The sequence below is a fragment of the Actinophytocola algeriensis genome, assembly GCF_014203735.1.
Lineage (GTDB): Bacteria > Actinomycetota > Actinomycetes > Mycobacteriales > Pseudonocardiaceae > Actinophytocola > Actinophytocola algeriensis.
This window is the reverse complement of record NZ_JACHJQ010000005.1, coordinates 180589-198447: the sequence shown is the minus strand read 5'-3', so window position 1 is coordinate 198447 and position 17859 is coordinate 180589. Positions and strand designations below refer to the sequence as shown.

General features: G+C 72.0%; 17 protein-coding genes. 8 read left to right on the top strand and 9 right to left on the bottom strand.

Annotation, left to right across the window (positions count from 1 at the left end):
* Window positions 1-35 precede the first annotated feature (35 nt).
* The 3 genes from FHR82_RS23490 to FHR82_RS23480 form a co-directional block, all read right to left on the bottom strand.
* Complete coding sequence (locus tag FHR82_RS23490) at window positions 36-983, bottom strand: hypothetical protein (protein ID WP_184812677.1); 948 nt, start codon at window positions 981-983, stop codon at window positions 36-38.
* A complete protein-coding gene (locus tag FHR82_RS23485; RefSeq protein ID WP_184812676.1) occupies window positions 973-1500 on the bottom strand; it encodes a SigE family RNA polymerase sigma factor in 528 nt (175 codons plus the stop codon). Before FHR82_RS23485 ends, FHR82_RS23490 begins: the two co-directional genes overlap by 11 nt.
* Before the next feature lie 92 nt (window positions 1501-1592).
* Window positions 1593-3401, bottom strand: coding sequence for a SpoIIE family protein phosphatase (locus FHR82_RS23480; protein ID WP_184812675.1), 1809 nt, complete (start codon window positions 3399-3401; stop codon window positions 1593-1595).
* 174 nt (window positions 3402-3575) lie between these two features.
* Here FHR82_RS23480 and FHR82_RS23475 point away from each other — a divergent pair, with 174 nt between their 5' ends.
* Window positions 3576-5195, top strand: coding sequence for a serine/threonine-protein kinase (locus FHR82_RS23475; protein ID WP_221464208.1), 1620 nt, complete (start codon window positions 3576-3578; stop codon window positions 5193-5195).
* Between the two features lie 38 nt (window positions 5196-5233).
* Window positions 5234-5902 carry an NADPH-dependent F420 reductase gene (locus tag FHR82_RS23470; RefSeq protein ID WP_184812674.1) on the top strand — a complete coding sequence of 223 codons (669 nt, stop codon included), beginning with the start codon at window positions 5234-5236 and terminating at the stop codon, window positions 5900-5902.
* 71 nt (window positions 5903-5973) lie between these two features.
* Here the strand turns inward: FHR82_RS23470 and FHR82_RS23465 are convergent, their stop codons facing one another.
* Complete coding sequence (locus FHR82_RS23465) at window positions 5974-6879, bottom strand: SAM-dependent methyltransferase (protein WP_184812673.1); 906 nt, start codon at window positions 6877-6879, stop codon at window positions 5974-5976.
* 102 nt (window positions 6880-6981) lie between these two features.
* On the opposite strand from FHR82_RS23465, the gene FHR82_RS23460 reads away from it, so the two are divergent.
* Window positions 6982-7902 (top strand): aminoglycoside phosphotransferase/kinase family protein, encoded by a 921-nt coding sequence (locus tag FHR82_RS23460; protein WP_184813322.1) that lies wholly within the window; start codon window positions 6982-6984, stop codon window positions 7900-7902.
* Between the two features lie 169 nt (window positions 7903-8071).
* A complete protein-coding gene (locus tag FHR82_RS23455) occupies window positions 8072-8977 on the top strand; it encodes a sigma-70 family RNA polymerase sigma factor (RefSeq protein WP_184812672.1) in 906 nt (301 codons plus the stop codon).
* Here FHR82_RS23455 and FHR82_RS23450 read toward each other — a convergent pair.
* Genes FHR82_RS23450 through FHR82_RS23440 form a run of 3 tightly spaced genes read right to left on the bottom strand, consistent with a single transcriptional unit; the run spans window position 8966 to window position 11168 of the window.
* Window positions 8966-9382 (bottom strand): hypothetical protein, encoded by a 417-nt coding sequence (locus FHR82_RS23450; RefSeq protein ID WP_184812671.1) that lies wholly within the window; start codon window positions 9380-9382, stop codon window positions 8966-8968. The two genes, FHR82_RS23455 and FHR82_RS23450, sit on opposite strands and share 12 nt — an antisense overlap.
* A 41-nt stretch (window positions 9383-9423) precedes the next feature.
* Entirely contained in the window at window positions 9424-9870 is a 447-nt protein-coding gene (locus tag FHR82_RS23445) for a GreA/GreB family elongation factor (protein WP_184812670.1), read from the bottom strand.
* Window positions 9871-9911: 41 nt separating this feature from the next.
* Window positions 9912-11168 (bottom strand): NAD(P)/FAD-dependent oxidoreductase, encoded by a 1257-nt coding sequence (locus tag FHR82_RS23440; RefSeq protein WP_184812669.1) that lies wholly within the window; start codon window positions 11166-11168, stop codon window positions 9912-9914.
* A 121-nt stretch (window positions 11169-11289) separates the two neighbouring features.
* On the opposite strand from FHR82_RS23440, the gene FHR82_RS23435 reads away from it, so the two are divergent.
* Window positions 11290-12831 (top strand): PucR family transcriptional regulator, encoded by a 1542-nt coding sequence (locus tag FHR82_RS23435; protein WP_184812668.1) that lies wholly within the window; start codon window positions 11290-11292, stop codon window positions 12829-12831.
* Window positions 12832-12913: 82 nt separating this feature from the next.
* Here FHR82_RS23435 and FHR82_RS23430 read toward each other — a convergent pair whose 3' ends face one another.
* Window positions 12914-14152 carry an NAD(P)-binding domain-containing protein gene (locus FHR82_RS23430; RefSeq protein WP_184812667.1) on the bottom strand — a complete coding sequence of 413 codons (1239 nt, stop codon included), beginning with the start codon at window positions 14150-14152 and terminating at the stop codon, window positions 12914-12916.
* Between the two features lie 5 nt (window positions 14153-14157).
* A complete protein-coding gene (locus tag FHR82_RS23425; RefSeq protein WP_184812666.1) occupies window positions 14158-14715 on the bottom strand; it encodes an OsmC family protein in 558 nt (185 codons plus the stop codon).
* Window positions 14716-14811: 96 nt separating this feature from the next.
* Between FHR82_RS23425 and metX the strand changes: the two genes are divergently transcribed.
* The 3 genes from metX to FHR82_RS23410 are packed head-to-tail and all read left to right on the top strand — an operon-like array spanning window position 14812 to window position 17857.
* Entirely contained in the window at window positions 14812-16017 is a 1206-nt protein-coding gene (gene metX / locus FHR82_RS23420) for a homoserine O-acetyltransferase MetX (protein WP_184812665.1), read from the top strand.
* A 23-nt stretch (window positions 16018-16040) separates the two neighbouring features.
* Window positions 16041-17378 (top strand): O-acetylhomoserine aminocarboxypropyltransferase/cysteine synthase family protein, encoded by a 1338-nt coding sequence (locus FHR82_RS23415; RefSeq protein WP_184812664.1) that lies wholly within the window; start codon window positions 16041-16043, stop codon window positions 17376-17378.
* Window positions 17375-17857, top strand: a complete 483-nt coding sequence (locus FHR82_RS23410) for a CoA-binding protein (RefSeq protein WP_184812663.1) — start codon at window positions 17375-17377, stop codon at window positions 17855-17857. Before FHR82_RS23415 ends, FHR82_RS23410 begins: the two co-directional genes overlap by 4 nt.
* Window positions 17858-17859: the final 2 nt, after the last annotated feature.

Below are 17859 nucleotides of genomic sequence, written 5' to 3'. Positions count from 1 at the left end.
GCGCCGGGGCGCCGCGCACCGTCCTGTTCGGACCCCTACTCCCGGACGAAGTCCGGCGGCGGTGTCAGTTCCAGCTTCGCCAGGTTCTCCTCGGTCCGAGGCAACCAGGTGTAGTCGCTGGTCATCACGGGCTTGTCGGGACCGTCGATCACCGTCGAGGTCTCCCGCACCGGCAGGTAGGACGTGCTGTCCACCCACAGGTCGATCTGGTACCCGCGGCGGGTGGCGAACAGGCGGAGGTGGTGGGTCGGCTTGCCGTCGATGGCCTCGGCGCCGATCAGTTCCATCCGGCCCTCGTCGATCGCCTGCTTGAGCGCGTCCGCGTCGAGGATGTCGGGCACCTCGAGCGGCAGCGGCGGCTCCGTGTCGTGACTGGTGGACCAGGTCTTCCGCTCGTAGTCGACATAGGTGTAGTGGATGTCGCCCGGCGGGCCGTCACCGGCGATGGACTGGGTCCGGTGAATGGGGCCCGTCGGCGGCTCGTCCGGGATCGGGGGGGCCGTGAACACGTCTCCCGGCCCCGGCTCCACCTCCTGTTCGGACTGGACGATCGCGCTGTAGTTGTCCACGCGATAGCGGTGGGTCGCCCGGTCCGTCCAGTACTCGAGGTAGCCGGTGTCCAGCATGTTCTTCTCGTGGATGACGTAGTGCTCCGCCGAGCGCAGCGCCTGGATGGTCATGTCCCGCACGTGCGCGAGGTTCTCCACGCGCGGCTGGGTCGTGGTCGCGGGCGGCGCGGCCTGCCCACCGCGTGGCGGCGTCGGGTCGGTCGTGGTGACGCCGGACCCCGAGGTGGTCACCAGCACGGCAGCGGCCGCCGCGGCGGCGACCAGTGGCGCGCCGATCGACGCCCGGATCGTCCAGGAACGCCGCCGGGACCGCTTGCGCACCGCTCGAACCAGGTCGCGGTCGGCATAGATGCCGGCCACCTCGTCGCGCAGACGATCGCCGACCGTGCGGCCGAACTCCTCATCACCGGACATCGGTAACCTCCTTCGCGGTCTGTGATCCGTGGAAATCGGCGAGCAGCTCACGCAACCTGGTGAGCGCGCGGGCGGTCTGCGACTTGACCGTCCCGGCCGAGCACCCGAGCAGGTCGGCGGTCTGCTCCACCGACAGGTCCTCGACGAACCGCAGCACGACCACCTGCCGCTGCCGGAGGGCCAGCTTCGCGAGCGCGTCGGACACCACCCGCCGATCGGCGACCTGGTCGTACCCGGCGTCGACCGAGGGCAGCCCGGTCACGTCGGGCGGCATCGCCGTCTCCGGTGGCCGTCTCCCCCGGGCCCGGAGGCGGTCCTTGGACAGGTTCACCAGGACGCGCCGTGCATAGGCCTCCGGCGCGGTCCGCGCCTTGGCCCACCGCCGCAAGGTGCGCAGCAGCGTCGTCTGGAGCAGGTCCTCGGCATGCCCGCGATCCCCGGTGAGCAGGAACGCGGTGCGCAGCAGGGCAGTGGACCTGTCCTCGACGAACTCGTCGAAGCTCGCGAACATCCGCATGCCCTTTCAAACTCCGGCCCGCATGGGCCGGTTGCCACCAATCCGGCCCAGGATCGGCGGGCCCGGCATCGCGGGTCTCGCAAGCTACCCGGTCACGGCTCGGGGTGTGCCGGGATGTGCACCGCCAGCAGGACGACGTCGTCGAAGCGGTACCTGTCCGCGGTTCTCCTCAGCACCACGTCGATGAGGTGGCCGGGGTCCGTCGTCTTCGCGGCCGCGGCGGACGCGGCGAGGTTCGCGATCTCCTCGTCCATCGTGCCGCTCTGGCGTTCGACGAGCCCGTCGGTGTAGAGGAGCAGGGTGGCGCCGGGGACGAGGGTGGTGCGCGCGTCCCGGCGGGTGCCCCGGAAACTGTCGGTGAAGCCGATGAGGTGGTCGTGTTGGCGCAGGATCCGGGTGCTGCCGTCGGGGTCGACCAGGATCGGGGGCGGGTGGCCCGCGTTGGTCCACACCAGTTCGCGGCCGCCGTCCTCGGCGGGAACCAGGTAGGCGACCACCGCGGTGCCGGACGCGCCTTCTTCCAGTCCGGTCACGGCGTGGTCGAGGGCGGTCACCGCGCCCGCCGGTGTGTTCCGTTCCTGCCAGCAGGCCTGGCGCAGCATCGCGCGCAGCTGTCCCATGTGGGCGGCGGCCTCGATGTCGTGCCCCATCACGTCACCGACCACCACCGCCACCACACCGTCCTGCCCGGTGAGGGGAAACGCGTCGTACCAGTCACCGCCGACCTGTTCGTCGGCGTCCGCCGGGAGGTACCGGGCGGCGAGCCGCAGGCCCGGCAGGTCGGGCAGGTCCGTGAGCATCGCTTCCTGCAGGTCCCGCGCGACGCTGATCCGGTGCTGCAGGAAGCGGGCGCGCTGCAGCGCGGCACCGACGTACCCGGCGATGGTCGCGACGACGGCGTGCTCCATCGGGTCGTGCTCGTGCGGCTCGTCCCAGGTCAGCTCCAGCACGCCGAGCACCCCGGACGAGTCGAGGACCGGCACGCACATCACCGCCGCGGCGCCGCGTGCGAGGTAGGCGGCCTGATCGTCCGGCTCGACGGCACCGTCGAGGTCGATCCGCAGGTCGGCGATGTGCACGAGCCGCCGATCACGCACCGCGCGGGCGACCAGGCTCGAGGCGGCCACGTCGAACTCGTCCCACTGCCCGCGCGGGACGTCGTGGCGCGCCTCCGGTCCGGTTTCCCGCTGGTCCTCCAGCCGGGTCCGCTCCCCGAGGTCCTGGGTGATGACCAGCGCCACCCTCGTCGCCTTCAGGTCGCCGATGACCAGGTCGGCGATCTGGTCCCGCAGCCCGGTCACGCTCGCCACGTCACTGAGCGCCTGCGACGCGGTGAGCAGCAGCTGCGCCCGCAACAACGCCTGCGACAGCCTGCTCTGCAGGTCGTCACTGCGGGCACGTTCGACCTCGGCGTCGTGGCGGGCCAGCCGCAACCGCAACTCGGTGACGCACATCCGCGCCATGTCACGCAGGACGGCCAGTTCCGCCGGTGTCCACGCGCGCGGCTCGGTGTCGATCACGCACAGCGCACCCAGGACCGTGCCGTCCTCCGCGGTGAGCGGCATCCCCGCGTACGCGGCGCCCCCGAACTCGTCGATGGCGCGGTCCTCGACCACCACGGGCTCGCCTGCCGCCACCACCCGTTCGCACAACGAGTGGCGCAGCGGCGCCTCCCGTCTGCTCGACCACGGCGCGGGCGGACCGCACAACCCGGGGAACACCTGACGATCGGCGAGCGCGAACGACACCACCGCGATCGGGACCCGTAAGAGCTCACACACCCGGTGCGCGACCCACTCCATGCCACTGTCCGGCCGCGCGCCCAGTCCCACCTCGGCCAGCGCCCGCAGCCACCGCACTCGCGCACCGGAGTCCATACCCGACCCGACCCACCCATCCATGCCGAGACCGAACACCACTCTAGTGCTGTCCCCACCGACGTCGCCGGGTCCCTTCGGCCCCCGCCGATGCCACCAGAGACCGCAGAAGGCGCGAAATCCGCTCTCGTTCACCAGTGCGAACCTGGGGTCCAGCGGACGCCGAGCCGCACCGGGCCGGTTGCTAGCGTGTGCGCGATGTCTGAGCGAGGACAGATCGGGCGCGTCGTGGACGGCCGGTTCGAGCTGCTGGAGCGGCTGGGTAGCGGTGGGATGGGGACGGTGTGGCGCGCCCGCGACGTGGGTCTGCACCGCGAGGTCGCCATCAAGGAGGTGCGCCCGGCCGACGCCGCGCTGTTCGAGAACAACCCCGCGCTCGCCGCACAGCAGCGGGAGCGCGTCATGCGCGAGTCCCGCGCGCTCGCCCGGCTGCAGCACCCGAACGTCGTGTCGATCTACCAGATCATCGAGTCGGAGGACTCGCCGTACCCGTGGATCGTCATGGAGCTGGTCCGCGGCACGTCGCTGGACACGCGGCTCCGTGACGGTGTGCTCGCGCCGACGGAGGCGGCCCGCATGGGGCGGGACGTGCTCGGGGCGCTGCGCGCGGCGCACGCGGCGGGCATCCTGCACCGCGACGTCAAGCCCGGCAACGTGCTGCTGCGCCAGGACGGCAGTGCCGTGCTCACCGACTTCGGCATCGCCGCGCTGCACGACGCCACCGTGCTCACCGCGACCGGCGAGCTGATCGGTTCCCCGGAGTACATCGCGCCGGAACGCCTCCACGGCGACGAGACGAAGACCGCGTCGGACTTCTGGTCGCTCGCGATGCTGCTGTACGTGGCCGTCGAGGGCTACAACCCCATGCGCCGCGCGACGACCATGGCCACCCTCGCCGCCGTGATGACCGACGCGGTCCCGCCGCCGCGGCGCGCGGGCGCGCTCGGCTCCGCCCTCAGCGCGGTCCTCGTCCACGACCCGGCCGCCCGGCCGCCGGGCGAGCAGTTCGACCGGATGCTCGCGGCCGCAGAGCACGGGACGCCAGTACCGCTCGGGCCGCCCACCCCCGCCGGCCCGGCTTTCCCGGCGCCGGTCAGCGGTCCGCAGTACCGGCAGCAGTACCCCGCGTACCAGCAGCCCGACCCGCTCTCGCTCCCCTACTCGGTGCCGTCCGCCGCGCGCAGGCGCACCGCGGGTGTCGTGGCGGCGTACGCGGTGAGCGCCGTGGTGGTGATCGCCGCGGTCGCTTTCCTGATCACCACCCTGGACTCGGACGACACCCCGTCGAAGAACGGCGCGGGCACGACGACCACGCAGCTCACCACCGTGCCGAACGTCGACGTGCCCGCCGACCCGACCACGACGGCCGGGCCGCCCGCGGACCTGCTCAGCCCGGCAGGCGCGCGCACGGTGGTGTCCGCGCTGAGCGAGGTGATGGGTGGCAGCAAGGTGTCCGACCTGACCATCCACGAGGACATCGCGACGGCGACCGCGCCGGCCGCGGCGGTGAAGAACGGCTTCGACAACTTCATCTACCGCGACGGCACCGCGACCCGGGACGGCCCGGACACGGTGGACAGCGACCGCGCCGTGCTGGACCTCAACGAGGTCGACTGGGACGCGCTGCCCGCGCTGTGGGCGCGCGCGGACAGCGAGCTGGGGGTCGAGAAACCCACCATGCGGTACGTGGTCGTGGACACCGACATCATCGACGGCACCCCTTCGGTGAAGCTCTACCTCAGCGACGACTACGGCGCCGCGTACCTCATCGCGACCCTCGCAGGTGAGGTGGTCAAGCTCTACCCCCGCGACAGCTGACCCGGAATACCGTGCGGCGGCGGCTGGTTCTCACCGCCATGACGACAGTGGGATTCATCGGGAGCGGGAACATCGGCGCCACGGTCGCGCGGCTCGTGGTCGCGGCCGGGTACGACGTCGTGCTGAGCAACTCGCGCGGCCCGGAGACGTTGGCCGACCTGGTCACCGACCTCGGCCCCAAGGCGCGGGCGGCCACTGCGGGGGAAGCCGCCGAGGCGGGCGAGTTCGTCGTGGTGAGCGTGCCGTTCAAGGCCCACCGCGACCTGCCCACCGCGCAGCTCGCGGGCAAGGTCGTACTGGACACGAACAACTACTACCCCCAGCGCGACGGGCACTTCGCCGAGCTGGACGAGGGCACCACGACCAGCGCCGAGCTGGAGCAGAGCCACCTGGGCACCGCGCGACTCGTGAAGGTGTTCAACAACATCTACTCCGGCCACCTCGCGGCCCTGGCCCGCCCGGCGGGAAGCACCGACCGCACGGCACTACCCATCGCGAGCGACGACGCCGACGCCACCAAGACGGTGACAGCGTTCCTGGACGCGATCGGCTACGACACGGTCGAGGTCGGTCCGCTGTCCGAGAGCTGGCGCTTCGAGCCGGACACCCCCGCGTACGGCACGCCCTACGGCCCGTTCGACAACCCGGACGGCACCCCGGCCCCCACGGCCGACGTCCGAGCAGCGGTGCAAGCCGCGACGCGCTAGAACTGTTGTCCCCCAACACTTACCGCGTCCGGAAGGCCGGCGGGGGCACGTTGCCGAAACAAACCGCCGGCTCAGCGGACCTTCTTGCCGACCCCCGCCCATCCGACAGCGTGGTTCGGGGTGGGAAACGCGATCGAACGAACGGTCGGCCCGGTCTCCTCGGGACGCCACTCCGGCAGCCAGGCCCACCCCGGCTCGACCAGCTCGAAGTCACCGAGCATGGCCTCGATGTCCTTGTGGGCGCGCCAGATGCCGTTGCTGCTGCTCGACGTGTCGTACATCCGCTTCAGCTCGACGAGGTTCGCGCCGACCTCCGGCGGGACGCCTTCGTCGGTGATGTGCGACATCGCGAGGTACGAGCCGACCGGCAGCAGCTCACGCAGCCGCGCGACCGACGCCGGCCCGATGTCGGTGACGCCGTCGGCGCCGGGCTGGTGGACGTGCAGCACCGCGATCAACAACAGCGCGACCGGCTCGTCGGGGTTGAGCAGTCCGGTCGCCACGGCGCGTTCCCACAGGTCGTCGGGCTCGCGCAGGTCGGCCTTGATCACCCCGTGCCGGTCGGTGTCGCCCTCCTTCTCGAGGACGATCTCGGCGTGGGCCACGGCGATCGGCTCGTAGTCGACGTACACCACGTGCGTGTCGGGCGTGCGCCCCTGGCCCGCGACCATCTCGTCGGCGATCTGGTGGGTGTTGCCCGCGGTCGGCACACCGGCGCCGACGTCCAGGAACTGCCGGATGCCCTGCTTGGTCAGGTACCGCACCAGCCGGTTGAGGAACATCCGGTTCGCGATGGCGACGTCGCGCAGGAGCGGGAAACTCTGCAGCACCCGGTCGCCGAACTCCCTGTCCACCGCCCAGTTGGCGCTGCCGCCGAGGTAGTAGTCGTAGACGCGGGCCACGCTCGGCCTGCTCACGTCGACACCAGGGGGGACTATCTCCGCTGCACTGTCGTCCACGAACCAGCGCCTCCGCATCTCATCGGCCTGAAGCGCCCGATGTTATCGAACGGGTGCGGCACCCTCGGACGGTTCCCCCACCGCCCGTACCCGTGGCACAGTCTCACCGTGTCCCTCTCCGTGCCGCAGGACGATCTGCCGGACTGGTTGCCCGCCTGGTGCGCGGAGGTGCTGGGGAACGAACCGGTCGAGGTGGTGTTCGAACGGCGGTCGATCTCGGCGGTGTACGGGCTGCGGCTCGCCGACGGGCGCGACGTCGTGGTGAAGGCGCGGGAGGACGACGGTCGCGCCGCGTCGTGCGTCACCGCGCAGACCCGGCTGGCGGAGCGGGGTTTCCCGTGCGCCCTGCCGATCACGCCGCCGGTCGCCGTCGGCGCGCTGGCCGTGCACGCCGAGGAGTCCCGGCCCGGTGGTGACCTGCTGCGCGGCGACTCGCCGGACATCGCGGTGCACTACGCGGCCGTGTTCGCCCGGCTGATGGCCGAACTGACCGACGTGACGGTCGTGCCACCGCTGCCGAACCCGCGCTGGGCCCGCTGGGACCACACGGATCCCGGCCTGTGGCCCGCGATCGACTTTCTCGACGAGCGCGACCAGAGCGCCGTACCCGCGTACGTCGTCGACACCGCCGACCGGGTACGCAAGCGGCTGCTGGCCACCGACCTGCCGTGCGTGCTCGGCCACGCCGACTTCGAAGCGCAGAACCTCCGCTGGCACGACGTCGACGTGTGGGCCGTGCACGACTGGGACAGCCTTGCCTGGCAACCGGAAGCGGCGCTGGTGGGCGCGGCGAGCGGGACGTTCGCCAGTGCCTCACCGCCGACCCTGGCGCCGGTCGAGAGCTCCGCCGCGTTCCTGGCGGCCTACCAGGATCTCCGGGGGTGCCGGTTCACCGAGGAGGAACTGGAGATCGCGTGGGCCGCGAGCCTGTGGGCCGCGGCGCACAACGCCCGCTGGGAGTCCCTGCACGGCGACGCGCCGGTGTCCTGCGACGCCGTCCGCGCGCAAGCGGCCGAACGCCTTCGCCGCGCCAAAGCCTGACAGCGCAATGCATTGCTCACTTGGCCGGGTTTCTGCTCCAAGTGGGTGACACTCCTGAGATCTCCTCGGATTTGTTGATTGAAACCGCAACCTCCCCGCCGCGGGCCCGTTAGGCCTGGCATCGATGGCTGCATGTGCATCTGCACTGTCACTCTGGGGAGGTACACGCATGACCGAGGAAGTGGCGGACGCGCCGAGTGACGCGGTGCTCGCCGCGGCGGTGCGGAACGGGGACCTCGCCGCGTACGGGGTGCTCTACGCCCGCCACTTCCACGCCGCGCGGCGGCTCACCAGCTCGCTCGGGATCACCGGGGCGGAACGGGACGACCTGATCGCCGAGGCGTTCACCCGGGTGCTGCGGATCCTCCGCACGGGCGGCGGCCCCGGCGAGGACTTCCGGCCGTACCTGCTGACCACGATGCGCAACACGGTGATCAGCTGGCGGCGCCGGGACCGCGGGGTCCTGGTGGTCCCCGACGTCCCCGAGGCCGGGCCCGACGCCGGGCACGAGGACGCGGTCTGCACCCGCATCCACGCCTCGATGGCCGCGCGCGCCTTCGCGGCGCTCCCCGAACGCTGGCGGTCGATCCTGTGGCAGACGGAGATCGAGGACAAGTCACCGGCCCGGATCGCGCGGACACTCGACATGACACCCAACGGCGTCGCGGCGCTGGCCTATCGCGCAAGGGAAGGGCTGCGCCAGGCCTACCTGTCCCAGCACGTGCCGCCCACCGAGCGCGGCATCTGCCAGGCGATCGCGCGGTACCTCCCCGACTGGGTGCGGCACGGCGGCACCGCGCACCGGACCCGCCGCATCACCACCCACCTCGAGGGCTGCGCGGACTGCCGGGACCTCGCGGCGAGGCTGCGGCAGCTGAACGAGGAGCTCCCCGCGGTGCTCGCCCCGCTCATCCTCGTCGCACCGGTCATCCTGGCGAACTACGCCACCGAGCTGCCCCCGACGCCGTGGTTCTCGGTGGCGAACTCGCTCGTCGTCGGCGCGGTCGTGCTCACCGCCGCGGTCACCACCACGGGGCACCGGTGGAAGCGGCCGTGCGGCCGGTCACCACGATGACAGGGTCAGCACACCGGCCAGTACCAACAGGACGACCTTCACGACCTCGGTCGCCACGTACCCGAGGTGTGCCGTGGACCGGGGCGGGTCATCGCCCGCGAGGACGCGGTCCGAGCGGCGGTTGAGCACGGGCCGGATCGCGGCGAGCTGCAGCACCAGCACGGCCACCGCGGCGACCACCGGCGCGAGCACCCGGCCCGGTACGTCCGCCACGACCAGCGTCACGGCGAGCACGGCGGCGAACAGCGCCTCGGCGGTGTTCAGCGCGCGGAACACGATCCGCCCGATGCCCAGCCCGACGCGCAGCGTCACGTCCGGCGCGCGGAACTTCAGCGGCGTCTCGAGGAACGAGATCGCCAGCACCATGCCCAGCCAGGTGAAGACCACACCCGCAACGACAGCCATCTCTTCCACCGCCCCTGGTTTCCCGCCGTACAGCCGGGATTCTAGGAACCGGCAGGCGCGGACGAGGCCCGGTGCCTGCCGTACGGGACGGCGTCGAGCAGGGTGACGCGCACGGTCGCGCCGTTGGGGACCCGGTAGGCGCGCTGCTCGCCGCGACGCGTGCCGGTCAGGGCGGTGCCCAGCGGCGACGCGGGCGAGTAGACCTCCAGGTCGTTGTCCTCCGCGTCGCGCAGGCCGAGGAGGAAGGTCTCCTCGTCACCGGTGTCGTCGTAGCGGACGGTGAGCACCATGCCGGGCTCGGCGACGCCGTCGTTGGGCGGGTCCTCCCCCACGACGGCGGTGGCGAGGAGTTCCCGGATCTCGCGGACGCGGGCCGCGCGCCGCCTGCCCGCCTCGGGTTCCTCCGCCACCGCGCCCGGGGCGAGCAGGGTGCTCAGTTCGGCCCGCAGTCGTTCGTGTGCCTGCGGGGTCAGCCAGACGCCACTCATGGGTGTGTCTCCGTCCTGGTGGTGTGACGCGGGTGGGGCGCTCAGCGCAGCGGGTCGAGCGCGCGCAGGGCGGCGGGTTGCTTGCCGGTGGTGATCTGCTCGGCGAGCAGGCGGCCGGTCACTGGTCCGTGGGCGAGGCCCCACATGCCGTGTCCGCCCGCGACGTAGATGCCGGGCGCGCGCAGCGCACCGACCAGCGGCCGCCCGTCCGGGGTGACCGGGCGCGGCCCGACCCACACGTCCCGGCGTTCGTCCCAGCGCACCCCGTCGAACAGCGGCCGGACCGACGCGATGATCGCGGCGATCCTGGCCGGTGCGCCCCGCGCGTCGGGCGGGCGGAACTCCATGGTGCCCGCGACCCGCAGTCCGCCCTGGTAGGGCGTGCAGGCGACCCGGACGTCCGGCAGGTAGACCGCGCCGGGCACCGGGCGGTCCACCGGGACGGTGAAGGAGTAGCCGCGGCCGGCCCGCACGGGCACCCTGGCACCCCACCGCTTCGCGAGCGGCGACAGCCACGCCCCGGTCGCGAGCACCGCGACGTCGGCGGACAGGGCCTTGCCCGCTGCGCGGCACACCGTGACACCACCCGCATCGGTGCGGATGTCGGCGACGTCGAAGGTGTGCACGGTGGCGCCGCGGGCGACGACGGCACGGCCGAGCGCCTGGACGAACGCACCCGGGTCGACGTAGCGCTGCCCGTCGACGCGCACGCCCGTGGTGAGCGCGGGACCGGCGAGCGGCACCAGCTCACGCAGTTCGCCGCCGGTCAGCACGGCGTGCTCGACGTGCTGCCCCTCGGCGTTCATCCGCGCCAGCTCACGCAGCAGCCCCTTCGCCTGCTTCGACGTCTCGAAGGCGGCGGTGATCGGCGCGTCGACCGTGGCGGCCGCGACCCCGTTCGCGGTGAGCACGTCGTAGGCCTCGATGGCCTCGTCGTTCAGCGGCAGGTTCGCCTGCACCGCCCGCGACCAGGACGACCACCGGCAGTTGACGGCGAACCGCGCCATGAACGCCCACAGGCCGGGGTCGGCGGACAGCGGCACGTGCAGCGGCGCGGCCGGGCTGGCCAGCGACCGCAGGCCGTACCGGAGCACCGAGGGCTCGTTCAGCGGGATCGCCAGCCCCGGCGCCACCCAGCCCGCGTTGCCCCAGGACGCACCCGCGGCGACCCCGGTGCGGTCGACCACCGTCACCGACACCCCGCGCTCCTGCAGGAACCACGCGGTCGACAACCCGACGATCCCCGCACCCACCACGACGGCGGACCGCGGTCCGTCGCCACGTCCGATGGCGGCCATGCCCCACCTCCACACTCAGCTCTCCCGGCCAGGATGGCCGAGCCCCAGGCCGAGGCTGTTGTCCTGCGCCGACAAACGCGGCCGCCGGAGCTGTCGGGCCTCGACAGCTAGTGTGGCTCTCATGGTCAGGTTGGACCGGCTCGTGAACGTGCTCGGTGGTTACGGCCTCCGGCTGTCGCGCTGCCCGGTGCCGCGGTCGACCGAGCTGCGCAGCGTGGTCCTCCACGAGCAGGCGAACGGCCGCCCGGTCGTCGGTGACGTGCTGCTCGCGATCGGCGCGGCGTCGGTCGGCGAGGCCGTGCGGTGGGCGGCGGCCGCACGTGCGTCGGTGGTGCTGGTCCGCGACAGTGCGGCCGAGGAGGGCGCGTCAGAGGAGGGCGCGGCCGAGGACGAACAGCCCGTCGCCGTGATGACCGTCGAACCGTCGGTGTCGTGGAGCGAGCTGGCGGCGGTCGTCTACGGCCTGGTCCTCGAGGGCAGGGAGACCGAGTCCGGCCGCGGCCCGACCGACCTGTTCGCGCTGGCCGACAGCCTCGCCGCGGCGGTCGGTGGCGCGGTCACGATCGAGGACCGGCTCTCCCGGGTGCTCGCCTACTCCAGCCTGCAGCAGCACGCGGACCGGGCCAGGGCGGAGACGATCCTGGGCAGGCAGGCGCCGGAACCCCTCCGCGCGGTGTTCACCGACCGCGGGGTGCTCACCCACCTCGGCTCCTCCGACGAACCGCTGTTCGTCGAGCCGGAACCCGGGCACGGGCTCACCGGGCGCATGGTCGCGGCGGTGCGCACCGGCCGCGACCTGCTCGGGTCGGTGTGGGTGGCCTGCCCGGCCCCGTTGGACGGGCCGCGCCGCCGCGCCCTCGTGGACGGCGCGCGCACGGTGGCCCTGCACCTGCTGCGCTCCAGGGCGAGCGCGGACCTCGAGCGCCAGGTGGAGACCGACCTGGTCCTCCAGCTGCTGGAGGGCACCGCGGACGCGGCGACGGTGATGAGCAGGCTGGGCCTGCCGCAGGGCCCGGTGCGCGTGGTCGCACTGCGCGCGCACGTCGGACAGGACGAGCGCCACGCGGCGCTGCTGCTGGCCTTCGACCGCGCGACGACGGGCTTCGGGTGGTCACGGCCCGGGCGCAGCGCGCTGACCGCCAACACCCTGTACACGGTGCTGCCCGGCGACGACGTGGCCGCGGCACGCACCTGGGTGACGTCGCTGCGTGCCGCGCTGCCCGCCACGCTCACTCTGTCCGCGGGCGTCAGCGGGGTGAGCGCCGCCGAGGAGCTGCCCGTGGCACGCCGCGAGGCCGACGAATGCCTGGCACTGCACGAAACCCGCGACCCGGACACCGACGTGCCCGCCTACGAGGAGTCGTGGGACGACATCCTGCTCCAGCGCCTGCGGGCCGCGGCACGAGTGGGCCGCACACCGACCCGCGGCCCCGTCGCGGAACTGCGCAGGCACGACCACGACAACGCGACCAAGTACGTCGCCACGCTGCGGGCCTGGCTCACCGCACAAGGCGACCCCGCGGCGGCGGGCCGCCTGCTCGACGTCCACGAGAACACGATCCGCTACCGCCTGCGCAAGATGGCGGAGCTGACCCCCCTCGACCTCCACGACGACAACAAACGTCTGGCGATGATGATCGAGCTGGCCACACTGGACGACTGAGCCCGTCCGCTCCGGTCTCGGTGGTGGGACACCTCAGGACCTGGTCGACGGCGCCGCCGTCACCGCCGACCTGGTCCCCGGGTCACCGGCCTGCGGCCAGGTACCCCGAGAGGTGGTCGACCACGTCCCGCGCGTCGTCCTCGATGCCGTGGATGAACGTGGACCTGCGCCGTCGCAGCACGGGCAGGCCCAGTGCGTACAGCCCGGGGCTGTCGAGGACACCGCCGTCGTGGTTCAGGTGGCCCTTCCCGTCGACCACGGGCACGTCGAGCCACGTGTAGTCGGGGCGGAAACCCGTGGCCCACACGATGGTCCGGATCTCGCCGCCCCGCAGGTCCAGCCGCAGCCGGGTGCGCTCTGGCACGCGCGTGGCCTCGAACCGTTCCGGCGGCTTGACGTCGCCGTCGATGCCGGACACGACCGCCCACTCGTCGAAGGTGTTCAGCAACCGGTCCATCTTGAGGTCGGCGAGCGCGACCACGTTGCGCAGGCCGCCGGAGAACAGCACCTCGCCGTCCCGCACGGTCGCGGCGCGGCCGACCAGCTCCACGCCCATGTCGGTGAGCGCGTTGATGTCGAGCGACGTCCGGTCCGGGGTGCCCGCCAGCTGCGGTGAGCCGAGCCGCCGGGCGCGGGTGAGGTCGGGCAGCTCGTCGTAGCGCTGGTCCCAGACACCCGCCGCGTCCATCCACCACAGCACGTCCCGGGCGCGGTAGGTGCGGGGCATCCGCACGTGCTCCCCGGTGGACAGCGTGACCGGCCTGCCGGACCGGTGGAGCTCGGCCGCCAGTTGCACACCGGTCGCGGACGCGCCGACGACGAGCACGCCGCCGTCGGGCAGGGCCTCGGGGCCGCGGTAGTCGAACGGCGTGAGCTGCTCGACCGTGCCGGGCACCGCCCCGGCGAGTTTCGGCACGGCGGGCAGGTTGCACGCACCGCTGGCGATGACCACCGTGCGGCAGGCGAGCTCGCCGCGGTCGGTGGTCACGTGGTAGCCGTCATCGGTGCGCCGCAACGATGTGACGGTCGTGCCGGTGCGCACGGGCGCACGCGTGCGTGCGGCGAAGCGGTCGATGAACTCGACCACCTCGCCCATCGTCATGTAGCCGTCGGGATCCTGGCCGCCGTAGTGGTGGCCCGGCAACCGGCTCTGCCAGTTGGGGGTGAGCAGCCGCAGCGAGTCCCAGCGTTCGGTGCGCCAGGAGTTCGCCACCTCACCGCGCTCGAGCACGACGTGGTCGAGCCCGCGCGCGGTGAGGAAGTGGCTGGCGGCCAGGCCCGCGTGGCCGGCACCGATGACGACCGTGGTGGTGTTCTCCAAGGGGCTCAGGAGACTTCGACGGTGACGTCGGTCGGGTTCGTCAGCGCGTCGAACACCGCGGAACGCTTCTGCGACTGGGCGACCAGCGCCTCGATGTCCTCTTTGGACGCGTCCGCGTCGATGGCGAACGTGACCTTGATGCCGTTGTAGCCGTTGCGGACGTCGCTGTCGGCGCCGAGGATGCCGCGGATGTCGTGCGCGCCCTCGATGGTCGCCTCGACCGAGCGCAGCTGGATGCCGCGGTTCTGCGCGACGGACGCGACACCGGCGGTCAGGCAGCTGCCGAGACCGACGAGCAGGTACTCGATCGGCGTGATGCCGTGGTCCTCGGCCGCGAAGACCTCCGGGTGGTCGGCGGTGAACGTCGCCTCGGCCTTGTGGGTCTGCTCGGCACCGAGACCGGCGAAGTCCTTCACGGTCGAGGTGGTGTGCACGCCGTTCTCCCACCGCGTGGTCGACCGCCACGTGAACTGGGCGGCCTCCGGCGAGGCCTTGAGCGCTTCCCTGGCGTCGAGAAGGGCCTGGACGTTGACCCCGTTGTCGATGCTGTCGATCGTCGTCATGTGACGGACCGTACACCGGGCCTGACCTGCGTCTCATAGTCCGAGACGCGGTCGAGCACCGGTCGCGGGAACGGCTGTGCTGGCTATGATGCGCGCATGGCTACCGCGTCGACGCTCGCGGCCGGTTCGGTCGGCACCGTGGAGACGCGACACCTGGATCTGCCGCGGCCGGTGCGGCTCGAGAGTGGACGGGAACTGCACCCGGTCCGCGTCGCGTACGAGACCTACGGCACCCTTTCTCCCCGGCGCGACAACGTCATCCTGGTGTGCCACGCGCTCAGCGGCGACGCCCACGCGGCCGGGTTCTCGGCCACGGGCACGGCGGCGAGCACCCGCGACGGGTTCGGGGCCGACGACCGCGACGGCTCGGCGGGCAAGGCGCTCGGCTGGTGGGACGGGATGATCGGCCCCGGCAAGGCGTTCGACACCGACCACTTCTTCGTGGTGTCGACCAACCTGCTCGGCGGCTGCCGCGGCACGACGGGACCCTCGTCGACCGACCCGGCGACCGGCGAGCCGTACGGCCCGGACTTCCCGGTGCTCACGGTCGCGGACATGGTCGAAACCCAGCGCGCGTTCCTCGACGAGCTGGGCATCGAACGGCTCGCGGCGGTGGCAGGCGGCTCGCTCGGCGGCATGCAGGCCCTCGAGTGGGCGGTCCGGTACCCCGACCAGGTCGACGACATCGTGGTGATCGCCAGCACCCACGCCCTGCACCCGCAGGGGATGGCGTGGAACGCGATCGCGCGCGAGTCGATCATGCGCGACCCGGACTGGCAGGGCGGCCGCTACTACGGCACGGGCCGCATCCCCGCCGCGGGCATGGGCGTGGCTCGGATGGTCGGCCACGTCACCTACCTGTCCGCACCGGCGCTGCACGACAAGTTCGGCCGCAGGCTGCAGTTCGCCGACGACATCCGGTACACCATCACCGAACCCGAGTTCGAGGTGGAGAGCTACCTGCGCCACCAGGCCGACTCGTTCGTCAGGCGGTTCGACGCCAACACGTACCTGACGATGTCGCGCGCGCTGACGTACTTCGACCTGGCGCGGCAGTACGGCGACGGCTCCCTCGCCAAGGCGCTGGAAGGCGTGCTGGCACGCACGCTCCTGATCACGTTCAGCTCCGACTGGCTCTACCCGCCGGTGGCGTCCGAGGAGATCCACGAAGCGCTGAGCACCCTCGGCAAGGACGTCGAGCTGCACCTCATCGACGCCCCGTACGGCCACGACTGCTTCCTGCTGGAGGAAGCACGGCAGACACCGATCGTCCGCCGCTTCCTGTCAGGAACACCAGCCTGACCGGCGACTGGAAAGAGGTATTGGTGACCGACGACTCCCCCCGTGTCGAGCAGGAGCACGCGTTCGGGTTCGAGACCCGGCAACTGCACGCCGGGCAGCGGCCGGACCCGAACACGGGCGCACGCGCGGTGCCGATCTTCCAGACCACCAGCTACGTGTTCGAGGACCCCGAGTCCGCGGCCGCCTACTTCAACCTGCAGGAGTACGGGAACACCTACTCCCGCATCATGAACCCGACCGTCGCGGTGTTCGAGGAGCGCGTCGCGAACCTGGAGGGCGCGGCCGGTGCGGTGGCGTTCGCCAGCGGCATCGCCGCGCAGGCGGCCGCGCTGTTCACGCTGCTGCAACCGGGCGACCACGTGGTCTCCTCCCAAGCGCTCTACGGCGGCACGGTGAACCAGCTCAAACACCTGCTGCGCAAGATGAACGTGGCGCTGACCTGGGTGGACCCGGACGACCTCGACGCGTGGCGGGCCGCGGTGCGACCGGAGACGAAGGCGTTCTTCGCGGAGACCATCGGCAACCCCGCGGGCAACGTGCTCGACATCGAAGGGGTGGCGACGGTCGCCCACGAGCACGAGGTGCCGCTGGTGGTCGACAACACGTTCGCCACGCCCTACCTGTGCCGCCCGATCGAGTGGGGCGCCGACATCGTGGTCCACTCGGCGACCAAGTTCATCGGCGGCCACGGCACGAGCATCGGCGGTGTGGTCGCGGAAGCCGGGACCTTCAACTGGTCCAACGGGCGGTTCCCGGTGGTCGCGGCCCCGTCCCCCGCCTACCACGGCCTGCAGTTCCACGAGACGTTCGGCACCTACGGCTACCTGATGAAGCTCAGGGCGGAGACCCTGCGCGACCTGGGCGGTGCGCTGTCCCCGTTCAACGCGTTCCTTTTCCTGCAGGGACTGGAAACGCTGTCGCTGCGCATGGAACGCCACGTGGCGAACGCGAGGAGGGTCGCGGAGTTCCTGGCCGGCCACGACCTGGCGTCGCGGGTGACGTACCCGGGGCTGGCGGACAGCAAGTACCGCCCGCTGACGGAGAAGTACCTGCCGGGCGGCGCGGGCGCCGTCTTCTCCTTCGACGTGGCGGGCGGCCGCGACGGCGGGCAGGCACTGATCCGCGGCGTGACCCTGTGGTCCCACCTGGCCAACGTGGGCGACGCGAAGAGCCTGATCATCCACCCGGCGAGCACCACGCACCGCCAGCTGTCGGATGAGGAACTGGCGGCGGCCGGGGTGGGTCCCGGCACCGTGCGCCTGTCGGTGGGCACCGAGTCGGTGGACGACCTGATCTGGGACCTGGAACAGGGTTTCGCGCACGTGGCCGCCACCGTGCGAGAGGAGGTGGCGACCGCATGACCGTGCCGGAGCGCTACCAGGATCCCCTGGAGATCCAGCGAGTACTGAACACCGCGAAGACGATCGCGATCGTCGGCCTGTCGAACAACGAGCTGCGGGCGAGCTACTTCGTCGGCTACTACCTCAAACGCCACGGCTACCACGTGATCCCGGTGAACCCGCGCGCGACGGAAATCCTGGGCGAGACAAGCTATCCGAGCCTGGACGAGGTGCCGGACACAGTGGACATCGTCAACGTCTTCCGCGCACCGGACGCACTACCCGAGATCGCCGAGCAGGCGGTGCGGATCGGCGCGGGCGCGCTCTGGTGCCAGTTCGGCGTGATCAACGAGACGGGCGGACAGGTCGCGGCGGACGGTGGCGTGAGCGTGATCATGGACCGCTGCATCAAGGTGGAACACGCGCGTTACGTAGGCCGCATGCACTGGCTGGGCTTCAACACCCAGCGCATCACCTCGGTCCGGGCAGGGCTGCAGTAGGA

What these genes read in the sequence shown, in the direction of transcription:
- FHR82_RS23490 (WP_184812677.1), bottom strand. Translation starts at nt 983, where the DNA reads ATGTCCGGTGATGAGGAGTTCGGCCGCACGGTCGGCGATCGTCTGCGC.
- FHR82_RS23485 (WP_184812676.1), bottom strand. Translation starts at nt 1,500, where the DNA reads ATGCGGATGTTCGCGAGCTTCGACGAGTTCGTCGAGGACAGGTCCACT.
- FHR82_RS23480 (WP_184812675.1), bottom strand. Translation starts at nt 3,401, where the DNA reads ATGGATGGGTGGGTCGGGTCGGGTATGGACTCCGGTGCGCGAGTGCGG.
- FHR82_RS23475 (WP_221464208.1), top strand. Translation starts at nt 3,576, where the DNA reads ATGTCTGAGCGAGGACAGATCGGGCGCGTCGTGGACGGCCGGTTCGAG.
- FHR82_RS23470 (WP_184812674.1), top strand. Translation starts at nt 5,234, where the DNA reads ATGACGACAGTGGGATTCATCGGGAGCGGGAACATCGGCGCCACGGTC.
- FHR82_RS23465 (WP_184812673.1), bottom strand. Translation starts at nt 6,879, where the DNA reads ATGCGGAGGCGCTGGTTCGTGGACGACAGTGCAGCGGAGATAGTCCCC.
- FHR82_RS23455 (WP_184812672.1), top strand. Translation starts at nt 8,072, where the DNA reads ATGACCGAGGAAGTGGCGGACGCGCCGAGTGACGCGGTGCTCGCCGCG.
- FHR82_RS23450 (WP_184812671.1), bottom strand. Translation starts at nt 9,382, where the DNA reads ATGGCTGTCGTTGCGGGTGTGGTCTTCACCTGGCTGGGCATGGTGCTG.
- FHR82_RS23445 (WP_184812670.1), bottom strand. Translation starts at nt 9,870, where the DNA reads ATGAGTGGCGTCTGGCTGACCCCGCAGGCACACGAACGACTGCGGGCC.
- FHR82_RS23440 (WP_184812669.1), bottom strand. Translation starts at nt 11,168, where the DNA reads ATGGCCGCCATCGGACGTGGCGACGGACCGCGGTCCGCCGTCGTGGTG.
- FHR82_RS23435 (WP_184812668.1), top strand. Translation starts at nt 11,290, where the DNA reads ATGGTCAGGTTGGACCGGCTCGTGAACGTGCTCGGTGGTTACGGCCTC.
- FHR82_RS23425 (WP_184812666.1), bottom strand. Translation starts at nt 14,715, where the DNA reads ATGACGACGATCGACAGCATCGACAACGGGGTCAACGTCCAGGCCCTT.
- metX (WP_184812665.1), top strand. Translation starts at nt 14,812, where the DNA reads ATGGCTACCGCGTCGACGCTCGCGGCCGGTTCGGTCGGCACCGTGGAG.
- FHR82_RS23410 (WP_184812663.1), top strand. Translation starts at nt 17,375, where the DNA reads ATGACCGTGCCGGAGCGCTACCAGGATCCCCTGGAGATCCAGCGAGTA.